Origin of the sequence: Mesorhizobium sp. M0052 (assembly GCF_040323255.1) — a bacterium.
Lineage (GTDB): Bacteria > Pseudomonadota > Alphaproteobacteria > Rhizobiales > Rhizobiaceae > Mesorhizobium.
In genome coordinates, this window is sequence record NZ_JAMYUS010000007.1 from 113,400 (window position 1) to 125,984 (window position 12,585).

A 12,585-nucleotide genomic window follows, 5' to 3' on the forward strand; every position below is an offset into this window, starting at 1 on the left:
ATTTAGAGCCGGATTCCGATTTTAGGTCGACCCGACCTAAAATCATCCGGCTCTAGGGCGAGCGACGCGTTGTAAAATCTCTGCTCGCCGGTCACTTCGCGGCCGAGCCAATCAGGCAGCATTTCGTCAGGTACATCCTCCGGCGTCTCCAGTTCGGCCACCACAAGGCCGGCTAGAATCCCGCCGAAAACATCGACTTCGTAGAGATAGCCGCGATGCCTAACATGGTGGCGTGTCTTCTCGATGACATGTCCGACGGCGAAGGCCAGCATCTCCTCTGCGTCCGCCAGTGGAATTTCATATTCGTATTCGTCACGCTCGCGGATCTTGCTGCCGAATTTGAGCGTCAGCTTCGCCGAACTGCCGTCGCTGATGCGCACGCGCACGGTGCGGCCAGGTGCTGCGGCAAGGTAGAACTGGCGAATGCGTATATTTGCCTCGGCCATTTCTAGCCATTCGGCGGTGGAGACCAGGAACTTGCGTTCGACTTCCTTGCCCATGGCCGCGCACTAAAGCGTCTGCGGCCCGACATGGCAAGCGGCCGTAGATAATCAATTTGACTTTAATCAATCGATTGATTAAACACGCCGACATGATCAAATCCGCGCCCGACAAAATGCCCCGCCAGGAGACATCGCCCGCCGAGCAGACGCGCGCCGCACTGGTGCTGGCCGCGCTCAAACTGTTCGGGCGGCAGGGCTTCGACGGCACCTCGACGCGCGAGATCGCGGCGGAGGCGAAGGCCAACATCGGCTCCATCGCCTATCATTTCGGCGGCAAGGAAGGGCTGCGCGGGGCCGCCGCCGACCACATCGTTGAGACCATCCAGGCGGTTGCCGGCCAGGCGCTCGGCGGCATGCAGCTGCAAGGTCAAGCCAGTTCAGAGACGGCGCGGGCGCAACTCTCGACCGCATTGGAGCGGATGGTAGGATTTGTCGTCGCCAGGCCGGAGGCGGGCGAGATCGTACAATTCGTACTTAGAGAGTTGTCGCATCCGACGGCCGCCCTCGACCGCATCTATGACGGGGTGTTCGAACCGACGCATCGCCGCCTCTGCCAGATCTGGGAACAGGCGACGGGCGAGCCGGCCGAAAGCGAGGCCACCAAGCTCGTGGTCTTCACGCTGATCGGCCAGGTCATCTATTTCCGCATCGGCCGCGAAGCAGTGATGCGTCGTATGGGCTGGCGCGAGATCGGTAACACCGAAGCCGCCAAGGTGGCGGCGGCGGTCACAAGCAATCTTGGCGCCATACTGGCGGCCCGAAATCCGGTCGCCCGCAAGGAGGGCAAGCGATGAGTTTTCTCTGTTCCCTGCCGCTCGCAGCCCAGCTGTTCGGCGCCTGCGCGCCGGCAGCGCCGCTTGCCGTCGGCTATGTCGAGGGCGACTATGTCTTGCTGGCGCCAATCGAAGTGGCGCAGGTCGAGACCGTCGCGGTCAAGCGCGGCGACCGTGTTGTATCAGGCACGCCGGTGGTGACTCTCGAAAGCGCCGACGCAAAAATCGCCGTCGCCCAGGCAGAGGCCGCGCTCGCCCAGGCGCAGGCGCAGCTGGCCGACCTGCAGATCGGCAAGCGGCCGGAGGAGATCGCGGTGCTGAAGGCCGAGGTCGACATGGCCAAGGCCCAGGCCACGGATGCCAAGCGCAAATACGACCGCGCCGCCGACCTGTTCAAGCGCGGTGCCGGCACGCAGGCCGACTACGACACCGCCGCCGCGACGCTGGAGACCGCCAATGCGCAGGTCGGCCAGGCGCAGGCCAACCTCGCCGTCGGCGGTCTGCCTGCGCGTCCCGAAACGATCAAGGCGGCAGACAATCAGGTCAAACAGGCGCAGTCGGCGTTGGAACAGGCTGAGTGGCGGCTATCGAAGCGCGTGCTGGCGGCACCCTCGCCCGGCCGCATCAATGACGTCATCCGCAATCCCGGCGACACCGCCGGTCCGACCGCGCCTGTCATTTCGATGTTGCCGGACGGTGCGGTAAAGCTCAGCGTCTATGTCCCGGAAAGTGCGTTCTCGTCGATCAAGGTCGGCACGCTGCTTGTCGTCCATTGCGACGGCTGCGGGCCGGAGGTGAAGGCGCGCGTCAGCTATGTCTCGCCCGACCCGGAATTCACCCCGCCGGTGATCTACTCGCTCGAGAACCGGCAGAAGCTGGTCTACCTCGTCGAGGCGCGGCCTCAGGGCAAGGCGCAAGCGCTGCAGCCGGGACAGATCGTCGATGTCGAGCTGGCGGCCTCCGCAAAATGAACGCCATCGACGTTCATGGCCTGGTCAAGCGTTTCGGCGACAAGACTGTCGTCGACCATGTGACGATGACGGTGGCCGAGGGCGAGATCGTCGGCTTTCTCGGGCCCAACGGGTCCGGCAAGACGACGACCATCCGCATCATGTGCGGCCTGCTGACGCCCGACGAGGGCGAAGGTACGGTGCTGGGTTTCAACATCCGCACCGAGTCGCTCCTCATCAAGCGCGAAGTCGGCTACATGACGCAGAAATTCTCGTTCTACGAGGATTTGACGATCGGCGAGAATCTCGAATTCGTGGCGCGGCTCTACCGACTGAAGCCGGTCGAGGAGCATGTGTCGAAAACGCTGGAAGAGCTTGGCCTCACGAGCCGCCGCAACCAGCTCGCCGGCACGCTGTCGGGCGGCTGGAAGCAGCGGCTGGCACTGGCCGCCTGCATCATGCACAAGCCGAAGCTGCTGCTGCTCGACGAGCCGACCGCCGGCGTCGATCCGAAGGCGCGGCGCGAATTCTGGGACGAGATCCACCGGCTGGCGAGCGGCGGTCTGACCGTGCTGGTCTCCACCCATTACATGGACGAGGCCGAGCGCTGCCACCGCATCAGCTACATCTCCTACGGCAAGATGCTGGCCACCGGCACGGTGGACGAGGTGGTGACGAATGCCGGTCTGACCACCTTCGTGCTGCAGGGACCGCGCCTCGACCAGGTCGCCGATGCACTCAGGGACCGGCCCGGCGTCGACCAGGTGGCGCCGTTCGGCGCGACGCTGCATGTCGTCGGCTCCGACAAGGCAAAGCTCGAAAAGGCGCTCGCCGATGTCGAGAAGGAGCACAAGGGTGTCAGCGTAAAACCCGGCGAGACCAGCCTTGAGGACGTCTTCATCCAGTTCATGTCCGGCTCGAAGGACAATATGGCATGAACAGCGTCTTCTCCTTCGCCAGGCTAGGTGCGCTGCTGATCAAGGAATTCATCCAGATGCGGCGCGACCGCATCACCTTCGCCATGATGCTGGGCGTGCCGCTTTTGCAGCTGGTGCTGTTCGGCTACGCCATCAACAACGATCCCAAAAGCCTGCCTGCCGCACTGGTGGCGACCAGCAACGACCCCTACACCCGCGCCATTGTCGCGGCCCTGCAGACGACCGGCTACTACCGCTTCGACCATGTTGCGCAAAGTGCCGAGGCTGCCGAATTCCTGATGGCGCGCGGCGATGTCGCCTTCGTCGTCACCATCCCGGCCGATTTCGGCCGCCGGGTCGAGCGCGGCGACAATCCGCAGATACTCATCGAGGCCGACGCCACCGACCCGGCCGCCGCCAGCGGCGCCATCTCGACGCTAAGCAAAGTGGCCAGCCAGGCGCTGCTTCGGGCGCAAGGCATGCAGGAGGCGGCGAGTGAGGCCGCCAGGGGCCAGCTCGATGTGGTGGTGCACCAGCGCTACAATCCGGAAGGCATCTCGCAATACAACATCGTGCCCGGCCTGCTCGGCGTCATCCTGCAGATGACCCTGGTGATGATGACCTCGATCGCGCTGACCCGCGAGACCGAGCGCGGCACGATGGAAAACCTGCTCGCCATGCCCTCCAGCCCGTTCGAGATCATGCTGGGCAAGGTGCTGCCCTATCTGGTGGTCGGTGGCGTCCAGGTGGTGGTGGTGCTGGCGGCGTCCAAGCTTCTGTTCGCCATTCCTTTCACCGGCTCGATGTCGCTGCTGCTTACCGCCGTGCTGGTGTTCGTGCTGGCGCTGGTGCTGCTTGGCTACACCATCTCGACCATCGCCCGCACGCAGATGCAGGCGCTGCAGCTGACCTTCTTCTTCTTCCTGCCGTCGATCCTGCTGTCCGGCTTCATGTTCCCCTATCGCGGCATGCCGGGCTGGGCGCAGACCTTCGGCGAGATTTTCCCGCTGACGCATTTTTTGCGCATTACCCGCGCGGTGATGCTGAAGGGCGCTGAACTGCCGGCGGTTGCGAGCGAGATCGCCTGGCTGGTCGGGTTCGTGGCCTTGTTTGCCGGCGTCGCATTGGTGCGGTTCAGGCGCACGCTCGACTGAGCGTTCAGGAATTGAGCGACCGCGGACCGCTGACGAACGGACTGCCCCTGACATAGAACCGCAGCGGGCGGTCCGCATCCTTCGTGATGCCGATGCGGATGCCTTGGCCGATGTCGCCGGCCTGATGCCCGTCGGCTGCCAGCCATAGCGAGCCTTGGCGGCACAGATCGAGGCCGTCCAGCGAACGGTCGATCCGCAATGCCTGTGCGAGCCGTCCCGGCCCGCGCGCCACGTCGCGCAGGCGCTCCACGCCCCGGTTCTGCCGCATGATGGCGATGCCTTCGAGCGGTTCGAGCGCCCGGATCAGCACACCGGTGCCGGTCCCTGGCCCCTCGCTCGAAACATTGAGCATCCAGGAGACGCCATAGGCGAGATAGACATAGGCGTGCCCGGCGTCAAGAAACATCGAACGGTTGCGCGGCGTCATCCCGCGATAGCCGTGACCGGCGGCGTCGCCGGTGACATAGGCCTCGGTCTCGACGATACGGCCGCCGACGATGCCTTCCGGCAATTCCCGCACCACGAGCTTGCCGATGAGATAGCGGGCGAGATCGGCCGTATCATCAGGCAGTTCGGCACGATCGAGCGGATGGTGGCTGGTCATGCTACCGCCGCCGTGTTTCAAGGTATCCGTTCGACCCATTGCGCGCGCGACTGCCCCGGCTCGAACGGATCGCCGAAATACTGGGTCTCGCGAACCACCTTGCCATCGACGAACTCCATGATGCTCACCGTATAGGACGGAATCCCGTCATAGGTCAGGACATACTCGGTGATCCAGAGGTCGCCTGACCCGGTGATCCGCCGCACGGCAAAGCGCTTCCGGTTGGGCTGGGCGGCGCGCGACGGCTGGATGTTGTGCCGTCCGCTGATGCGCTCGCCTGACTGCGGATAGTCAAGCACCGCGTCATCGCGATAAATCTGATGCTCCGTCTCGAAATCATTGGCATCGGAGGCAGCCCAATGGCGATCGAGAGCCGCCCTTATCTCAGCGTCTGCCATATCGGTTCTCAGGCCGCAGCCATGATCTCGGCATAGGTGGTGAAATCGACATTGCCGCCTGACAGCACGACGGCGACGCATTTGCCCGACAGTTCGATCTCGCCTGACGAGAGCGCCGCCAGCGCCACGCAGCCGCCGGGTTCGACCACCAGCTTGAGATGGGCCATGGCGTCGCGCACCGCCTGTGCGGCCGCCTTGTCGGAGACGGCGATGGCGCCGGCGAGGTTCTTGCGGTTGATCTCGAAGGTGATGGCACCGGGCTCTGCGGTGAGGATGGCATCGCAGATCGAGCTGTGGCCAGGCTCGTTGGAGACCCTTTTTCCCTCGATCAGCGAGCGGCGGGTGTCGTCGAAATGCTCGGGCTCAACGGCCCAGACTGCTGTGGCCGGCGAGGCATCCTTGACGGCGATCGAAATGCCGCTCGTCAGGCCGCCGCCTCCACAGGGAATGACGACCGCATCGAGGCTGACGCCGAGCGCTTTTGCCTGGCGCATCAGTTCGAGACCGATCGTGCCCTGGCCGGCGATGATGGTCGGATCGTCGAAAGGAGGCACCAGCACCATGCCCTTGTCCATGTAGGGTCGCACCACCGTCATGCGGTCGTCGCGAAAGCGGTCGAACGGCACCACTTCGGCGCCCATCTTGCGGACATTGGCGATCTTCATCGCCGGCGCGTCGGCCGGCATGGCAATGACCGCCTTGACGCCGAACATGGCAGCCGCCGCGGCGACGCCCTGAGCATGGTTGCCGGAGGAGAAGGCGACGACGCCGCGGCTGCGCTCTTCTTCGCTCAGCGAAGACAGTTTGTTGTAGGCGCCGCGGAACTTGAACGAGCCGGTGCGCTGCAGCGTCTCCGGCTTGAACAGGATGCGGCCGCCGAAGCGTTTGTTGAGTTCCAGCGATTCGATCAAGGTCGTTTCGGCGATCAGGCCGGAGAGCCGCGCGGCGGCGGCATGGATGTCGGCGATGCCGGGAAGCGTGGTCATGGCGAAGTCCTGAAAGGGATGAGATCGGCGCATGGTGCACGCAAAGGCAGGCCACGCACCAATGAAAAAATGTGACCGTTACAAAGTTTGGCGGGCATGAGCGGCGACGAGGGTCAAACTGGCCCACCTCTCCCGCCTTTATCAGCCGGGCCGTATCGGCTAAGGGCGGGGGAGCAGAATCCCGGACCGCCAGACATGACCGCCAAGCCAAAACCCCTGTTTCTCGGTATCGACACCGGTGGCACCTATACCGATGCCGTGCTGTGGTCGGAACAAGGCGGGCCAAAAGGCAAGGTGCTGGCCAAGGCCAAGGCGCTGACCACGCGGCACGATCTTGCCGTCGGCATTTCCGGCGCGGTCGATGCGGTGCTGGGAAAATCGGCCACCGATCCGGCCGCGATCAAACTCGTGTCGATGTCGACGACGCTCGCCACCAATGCGCTGGTCGAGGGCCAGGGTGGGCGTGTGGCGCTCATCATGATCGGCTTTACCGGGGCCGACCTTGCGCGCGACGGGCTGAAGACGGCGCTCGGCACCGATCCGGTGGTGTTTTGTCCGGGCGGCCATGACGTGCACGGCAATGCGGCCAAGCTCGATCTGTCGGGGCTGGAAGCAGCACTCCCTGAACTCGGCGCCTCGGTGTCGGGCTTTGCCGTGTGCGCCTATTTCGCCACCCGCAACCCGGCGCATGAACTCGCCGCGCGCGACCTCATCCGCGAAAAGACCGGCCTGCCGGTGACCGCCAGCCATGAATTGTCGGCCAAGCTCGGCGGTCCGCGTCGCGCGCTCACCACCTTGCTCAACGCCAGGCTGATCTCGATGATCGACCGGCTGGTGGCGGCAACCGAAGGATTTTTGGAAGCCCGCAACATCGCAGCGCCCCTGATGGTGGTGCGCGGCGATGGCGCGCTGGTTTCGGCGGCGTTTGCCCGCCAGCGGCCGATCGAGACCATCCTCTCCGGCCCGGCCGCCAGCCTGGTCGGCGCCCGCCACATGACGGGCCTGGACAACGCCATGGTGTCCGACATTGGCGGCACCACCACCGATGTCGCCGTGCTCGACGGCGGCCGTCCTCGGCTCGATCCCGAAGGCGCCACTGTCGGCGGCTTCCGCACCATGGTCGAGGCGGTCGCCATGCGCACCTTCGGCCTCGGCGGCGATTCCGAAGTGGCGCTGGAAGATGGCGCGCTCAACCCGAAAATCCTGCTCGGGCCGCGCCGCCTGGTGCCGCTGGCGCTGGCCGGCATGATGCATGGTGCTTCAGTGACATCGGAGCTCGAGCGCCAGCTCAGGGCGCCCAACCCCGGCCGCATGGACAGCCGCTTTGCGTTGCGCACCGGCGTGCCGGACAGGCTCGCCGCCGGCCTGACCGCGCCCGAGGCGAAACTGTATGAACTGATTGGTGCCGTGCCGCTCGCCATCGACAGGCTGCTCACCTCGAACGCCCAGAACGCCACGCTGAACCGGCTGGTCTCGCGCGGTCTTGTGCATATCTCGGGCTTCACCCCCTCGGACGCCGCCCATGTGCTCGGCAAGCAGGCCAACTGGGACCCGCTTGCGGCCCGGCTCGGCGCCGAACTGTTTGCCCGCAAGCGTGATGGGCGAGGCCAGAACATCGCGCCGTCTCCAGAGGTGATTTCCGAACGGGTGCTGCTGACGCTCACGCGCTGGTCGGCCGAATACATTCTGGAGACAGCCTTTGCCGAGGATGGGCTGGATGGCGCCGCCACCGTCGCGCACGCGCTGGTGCAGCGCGCCGTCGATTCCCATCCCGGCATCGCAAGGCTCAGCGTCGCGCTCGATCGTCCGGTCATTGGCCTCGGCGCCTCGGCGCCGCTGCACTATGCCGGCTTGGCCGAGCTGGTCGGTAATGAGTGCGTGGTGCCGGAGGATACCGACGTCGCCAACGCGCTCGGCGCCGTCGTCGGCCAGGTCCGCGTCTCGGCCGAAGCCCGCGTCAGCCAGCCCAAGGAAGGTTTGTTCCGGGTCGCGTCGGGGCAAACGGTGCGCGACTTCACCGACGAGGCCAAGGCGATCGCGGCAGCGGAGGCTGATGTGCGGGCGATCGTAGCCGCGCGCGCGAAGGATGCCGGCACGGATAATGCCGAGATCGACGTTTCGACCGAGTTCAAGGTGTCTACGGTTGAGGCCCAACGGATGTTTATCGAAGCGCATGTGGTGGCGGTTGCATCGGGTCGGCCGAGGATCGCGGTTTAGGGTAATCTCCCCACGAGGGGGGAGATCAGCAGCTTCAAAATCCCCGGCTTCACCCTAAGCTGAATTGACCCTTCACCCCTGACATGCCAAAGGCCGCAAAGCCTTTCATCTGGAGAAGCCCTGATGACCGATCGCGTCGAGATCGCCGGATTGCGGATTGCCCGCGAACTGCATGACTTTGTCGGCGAAGCGCTGCCGGGTACCGGTATTGCCGCCGACGCCTTCTGGAACGGCTTTTCGTCCATCGTCCATGATCTCGCGCCGAAGAACCGGGCGCTGTTGGCCAAACGCGACGCTATGCAGGAAGAGATCGACGCCTGGTACCGCGCCAATGGCGCGCCCATCGATATGGAGACCTACAAAAGCTTCTTGCGTGAGATCGGCTATCTCGTGCCCGAAGGGCCGGCCTTTTCCGTGTCGACCGACAATGTCGACCCCGAGATCGCCACCGTTGCCGGGCCGCAGCTGGTGGTGCCGGTGATGAATGCGCGTTATGCGATCAACGCCGCCAATGCCCGCTGGGGCTCGCTCTACGATGCGCTCTACGGCACCGACGCCATTGCCGAGACCGGTGGCGCCGAGAAGGGTAAAAGCTTCAACCCCGTGCGCGGCGCCAAGGTGGTTGCCTGGGCGAAGAGTTTTCTGGACGAGTCCGTGCCGCTCACCTCGGGCAAATGGGCCGGCGTGAACGGGCTGACGGTTTCGGGTGGCACCTTGCGGCTCGGCGCCGGCGCCGGCGGCACCACACTGGCCAACCCGAAACAATTTGCCGGCTACCGCGGCGACGGCGCCAACCCGGAAGCCATCCTGCTGGTCCAGAACGGCCTGCACATCGAGATCCTCATCGACCGCACCAACCAGATCGGCCGCACCGACCCGGCCGGCATTGCCGACGTGATCCTGGAATCGGCGCTGACCACCATCCAGGACTGCGAGGATTCGGTCGCGGCGGTGGATGCCGAGGACAAGGTCATCGTCTACCGCAACTGGCTCGGCCTGATGAAGGGCGATCTGGCGGAGGAAATCAGCAAGGGCGGCAAAACCTTCACGCGCAAGCTCAATCCGGACCGCGCCTGGACCGCGCCCAGTGGTGGCGCGCTGAGCTTGCCTGGCCGCTCGCTGATGCTGGTGCGAAACGTCGGTCACCTCATGACCAATCCGGCCATCCTCGACCGCGATGGCAACGAGGTGCCGGAAGGCATCTTGGATGCGGCGATGACGGCGCTGATCGCGCTGCACGATGTCGGCGCCAACGGGCGTCGGATGAATTCCCGCGCGGGCTCGATGTATGTGGTGAAGCCGAAGATGCATGGGCCGGAGGAAGTCGCCTTCGCAGTCGAGATTTTCGACCGCGTCGAAGCGCTGCTCGGTATGGCGGCAAACACCATCAAGATGGGCATCATGGACGAGGAGCGGCGCACCACCGTCAACCTCAAGGAGGCGATCCGCGCCGCCAAGGAACGCGTCGTGTTCATCAACACCGGCTTCCTCGACCGCACCGGGGACGAGATCCACACCTCGATGGAAGCCGGCCCGATGATCCGCAAGGGCGACATGAAGCAGGCCGCCTGGATTTCCGCCTACGAGGCGTGGAATGTCGACGCCGGGCTCGAATGCGGGCTGGCCGGCCATGCCCAGATCGGCAAGGGCATGTGGGCGATGCCCGATCTGATGGCGGCGATGCTGGAACAGAAGATCGAGCATCCCAAGGCCGGCGCCAACACCGCCTGGGTGCCGTCGCCGACGGCGGCGACGTTGCACGCCACGCACTATCACAAGGTCGATGTCCATGCCGTCCAGGCGGCGCTCAAGAGCCGGCCGAAGGCGAAGCTCGATGATATATTGTCGGTGCCGGTGGCGGTGCGGCCGAACTGGACCCCCGACGAGATCCAGCGCGAGCTCGACAACAATGCGCAAGGCATTCTCGGCTATGTCGTGCGCTGGATCGACCAGGGCGTCGGCTGCTCGAAAGTGCCCGACATCAACGATGTCGGCCTGATGGAAGACCGCGCCACGCTGCGCATCTCCTCGCAGCACATCGCCAACTGGCTGCACCACAAGGTCTGCTCCGAAATTCAGGTGATGGATTCGCTGCGGCGCATGGCAGCGATCGTCGACCTCCAAAATGTCGGCGACCCGCTCTACCGCCCGATGGCCGCCGACTTCGACGCTTCAATCGCCTTCCAGGCCGCCTGCGATCTGGTGTTCAAGGGCCGCGAGCAGCCGAACGGCTACACGGAGCCGGTGCTGCACAGGCGGCGGCTGGAGCTGAAGGCGAAAGCGCGGGCGAATTAGCGCCTGCGTTTCCCTCCCCCTTGAGGGGAGGGTGGCCCGAAGGGCCGGGTGGGGTCCTGCGTGAAGTGCGGCGACTCCCTTCGGACGACACTACAAGCAATGTCATCGCAGAGGCCCTTTCTCGGCTCGGCTTCAAAAAAAAGATCGAGCATTCTTCGGCGACCCCACCCGGCCGCTTCGCGGTCACCTTCCCCTCAAGGGGGGAGGGTTAAGCCGCCTGCGCCACCCGCTCCGACATCATGCGGTAGGAAATCGCCTCGGCCAGGTGAATGCGGCCGACGGTTTCGCTGGCGTCGAGGTCGGCCAGTGTGCGCGCCACTTTAAGCACGCGGTGATAGGCGCGCGCAGAAAAGCCGAGTTTCTCGCTGGCATCTTTAAGCAGCGACAGGCCGGCTGCGTCCGGCGCGGCGATGTCCTCGATAACAGAAGGCGAGCAATGGGCGTTGGTGGTGGCGCTGGTGACGCCCAGCCGCTCGAACCGCTCGCGCTGGATGGTGCGGGCGCGCGCCACGCGCTGGGCGACCGCCGCGCTCTTCTCCGCCCGGTCGGGCCGGATCAGGTCGGCGGCCGAGACAGCCGGTACCTCGATCCTGAGGTCGATGCGGTCGAGCAGCGGGCCTGAGATGCGCGCCTGGTAGTCGGTGCGGCAGCGTTCACCGCGCAGGCAGCGATAGCCGGGCTCGCCGGCCATGCCGCAACGGCACGGGTTCATCGCCGCTACCAGCTGGATGCGCGCTGGATAGGTGACGCGGTGGTTGGCGCGCGCTATCATGCAGTCGCCGGTCTCCAGCGGCTGGCGCAGCGCATCCAAGGTCTGCGGCGTGAATTCGGGAAACTCGTCGAGGAACAGCACGCCGGTGTGGGCAAGCGATACTTCGCCCGGCCGCGCCCTGATGCCGCCGCCGACCATTGCCGCCATCGAAGCCGAATGGTGCGGGGCGCGGAACGGCCGCCGGTCGGTGAGCTTGCCTTCGCCGAGCTCGCCGGCCACCGAGGCGATCATCGAGACTTCAAGAAGTTCCTTGGGCGCCAGTGGTGGCAGAATTGAAGGCAGCCTCTGCGCCAGCATCGATTTTCCCGAGCCGGGAGGCCCGACCATCAACAGATTGTGGCCACCGGCCGCCGCCACTTCCAGCGCCCGCTTGGCGCTTTCCTGGCCCTTGATGTCGGAAAGGTCGGGCAGGTCGCGGGCCGAGACATGGATGCCGGGCTCGGGCCGCGACAGCACCTGCGTGCCGCGAAAATGATTGGCGATGGCAATCAGGCTGCGCGGCGCCAATATGTCGAAATCCTTGCCCGCCCAGGCCGCTTCCGGCCCGCAGCCGAACGGGCAGATCAGGCCTTTTCCCTCGGCATTGGCGCCGATCGCCGCCGGCAGCGCACCGGCGACCGTGGCAATGGTGCCGTCGAGCGACAATTCGCCCAGCACGACATAGGACGCCAGCATATCGCCCGGAATGGCGCCGAGTGCTGCCATCAGGCCGAGCGCGATCGGCAGATCGTAATGGCTCCCTTCCTTGGGCAGGTCGGCAGGCGCCAGATTGACCGTCACCTTCTTCGACGGCATCGACAGGCCCGAAGCGTGCAGCGCCGCCTGCACGCGCTCGCGGCTTTCGGCCACCGCCTTGTCGGCCAGCCCGACGATCTGCATGCCGACCTTGCCCGGCGCGATCATCACCTGGACATCGACCGGTACGGCCTCGATGCCCTGGAAAGCAACCGTGCGAACGCGCGCCACCATCTTGCTCTGCCCCCGGATATCGGCTCGCCTCGGCCTCGTGGTTCAGA

11 protein-coding genes are annotated in these 12,585 nt (G+C 65.3%); 6 read left to right on the forward strand and 5 right to left on the reverse strand.

Annotated features, from left to right (window positions below):
* Window positions 1–2: 2 nt before the first annotated feature.
* Window positions 3–500, reverse strand: a complete 498-nt coding sequence (locus tag NKJ77_RS11440; RefSeq protein WP_023726774.1) for a CYTH domain-containing protein — start codon at window positions 498–500, stop codon at window positions 3–5.
* 92 nt (window positions 501–592) lie between these two features.
* Here NKJ77_RS11440 and NKJ77_RS11445 point away from each other — a divergent pair, with 92 nt between their 5' ends.
* Genes NKJ77_RS11445 through NKJ77_RS11460 form a run of 4 tightly spaced genes read left to right on the forward strand, consistent with a single transcriptional unit; the run spans window position 593 to window position 4,297 of the window.
* Window positions 593–1,297: a CerR family C-terminal domain-containing protein gene (locus NKJ77_RS11445; protein WP_023726775.1), complete on the forward strand. Its 705-nt coding sequence runs from the start codon at window positions 593–595 to the stop codon at window positions 1,295–1,297.
* Window positions 1,294–2,247, forward strand: a complete 954-nt coding sequence (locus NKJ77_RS11450) for an HlyD family secretion protein (protein WP_023726776.1) — start codon at window positions 1,294–1,296, stop codon at window positions 2,245–2,247. Before NKJ77_RS11445 ends, NKJ77_RS11450 begins: the two co-directional genes overlap by 4 nt.
* A complete protein-coding gene (locus NKJ77_RS11455) occupies window positions 2,244–3,164 on the forward strand; it encodes an ABC transporter ATP-binding protein (protein WP_023832230.1) in 921 nt (306 codons plus the stop codon). Before NKJ77_RS11450 ends, NKJ77_RS11455 begins: the two co-directional genes overlap by 4 nt.
* Window positions 3,161–4,297, forward strand: a complete 1,137-nt coding sequence (locus tag NKJ77_RS11460; protein WP_023832231.1) for an ABC transporter permease — start codon at window positions 3,161–3,163, stop codon at window positions 4,295–4,297. Before NKJ77_RS11455 ends, NKJ77_RS11460 begins: the two co-directional genes overlap by 4 nt.
* A gap of 4 nt (window positions 4,298–4,301) precedes the next feature.
* Here the strand turns inward: NKJ77_RS11460 and NKJ77_RS11465 are convergent, their stop codons facing one another.
* The 3 genes from NKJ77_RS11465 to NKJ77_RS11475 are packed head-to-tail and all read right to left on the reverse strand — an operon-like array spanning window position 4,302 to window position 6,285.
* A complete protein-coding gene (locus tag NKJ77_RS11465) occupies window positions 4,302–4,901 on the reverse strand; it encodes a DNA-3-methyladenine glycosylase (RefSeq protein WP_023832232.1) in 600 nt (199 codons plus the stop codon).
* A 17-nt stretch (window positions 4,902–4,918) separates the two neighbouring features.
* Complete coding sequence (locus tag NKJ77_RS11470) at window positions 4,919–5,299, reverse strand: nuclear transport factor 2 family protein (RefSeq protein WP_023741341.1); 381 nt, start codon at window positions 5,297–5,299, stop codon at window positions 4,919–4,921.
* A gap of 8 nt (window positions 5,300–5,307) precedes the next feature.
* Window positions 5,308–6,285 carry a threonine ammonia-lyase gene (locus NKJ77_RS11475; RefSeq protein WP_023832233.1) on the reverse strand — a complete coding sequence of 326 codons (978 nt, stop codon included), beginning with the start codon at window positions 6,283–6,285 and terminating at the stop codon, window positions 5,308–5,310.
* Between the two features lie 195 nt (window positions 6,286–6,480).
* Here NKJ77_RS11475 and NKJ77_RS11480 point away from each other — a divergent pair, with 195 nt between their 5' ends.
* Complete coding sequence (locus NKJ77_RS11480) at window positions 6,481–8,502, forward strand: hydantoinase/oxoprolinase N-terminal domain-containing protein (protein WP_023832234.1); 2,022 nt, start codon at window positions 6,481–6,483, stop codon at window positions 8,500–8,502.
* A 123-nt stretch (window positions 8,503–8,625) separates the two neighbouring features.
* Complete coding sequence (locus NKJ77_RS11485) at window positions 8,626–10,797, forward strand: malate synthase G (RefSeq protein ID WP_023832235.1); 2,172 nt, start codon at window positions 8,626–8,628, stop codon at window positions 10,795–10,797.
* Window positions 10,798–11,005: 208 nt separating this feature from the next.
* Here NKJ77_RS11485 and NKJ77_RS11490 read toward each other — a convergent pair whose 3' ends face one another.
* Window positions 11,006–12,538, reverse strand: coding sequence for a YifB family Mg chelatase-like AAA ATPase (locus NKJ77_RS11490; RefSeq protein ID WP_352535233.1), 1,533 nt, complete (start codon window positions 12,536–12,538; stop codon window positions 11,006–11,008).
* Between the last annotated feature and the right edge of the window lie 47 nt (window positions 12,539–12,585).

Coding starts and splice junctions, on each gene's coding strand:
- NKJ77_RS11440 (WP_023726774.1), bottom strand. CDS start 500: ATGGGCAAGGAAGTCGAACGCAAGTTCCTGGTCTCCACCGCCGAATGG.
- NKJ77_RS11445 (WP_023726775.1), top strand. CDS start 593: ATGATCAAATCCGCGCCCGACAAAATGCCCCGCCAGGAGACATCGCCC.
- NKJ77_RS11450 (WP_023726776.1), top strand. CDS start 1,294: ATGAGTTTTCTCTGTTCCCTGCCGCTCGCAGCCCAGCTGTTCGGCGCC.
- NKJ77_RS11455 (WP_023832230.1), top strand. CDS start 2,244: ATGAACGCCATCGACGTTCATGGCCTGGTCAAGCGTTTCGGCGACAAG.
- NKJ77_RS11460 (WP_023832231.1), top strand. CDS start 3,161: ATGAACAGCGTCTTCTCCTTCGCCAGGCTAGGTGCGCTGCTGATCAAG.
- NKJ77_RS11465 (WP_023832232.1), bottom strand. CDS start 4,901: ATGACCAGCCACCATCCGCTCGATCGTGCCGAACTGCCTGATGATACG.
- NKJ77_RS11470 (WP_023741341.1), bottom strand. CDS start 5,299: ATGGCAGACGCTGAGATAAGGGCGGCTCTCGATCGCCATTGGGCTGCC.
- NKJ77_RS11475 (WP_023832233.1), bottom strand. CDS start 6,285: ATGACCACGCTTCCCGGCATCGCCGACATCCATGCCGCCGCCGCGCGG.
- NKJ77_RS11480 (WP_023832234.1), top strand. CDS start 6,481: ATGACCGCCAAGCCAAAACCCCTGTTTCTCGGTATCGACACCGGTGGC.
- NKJ77_RS11485 (WP_023832235.1), top strand. CDS start 8,626: ATGACCGATCGCGTCGAGATCGCCGGATTGCGGATTGCCCGCGAACTG.
- NKJ77_RS11490 (WP_352535233.1), bottom strand. CDS start 12,538: ATGGTGGCGCGCGTTCGCACGGTTGCTTTCCAGGGCATCGAGGCCGTA.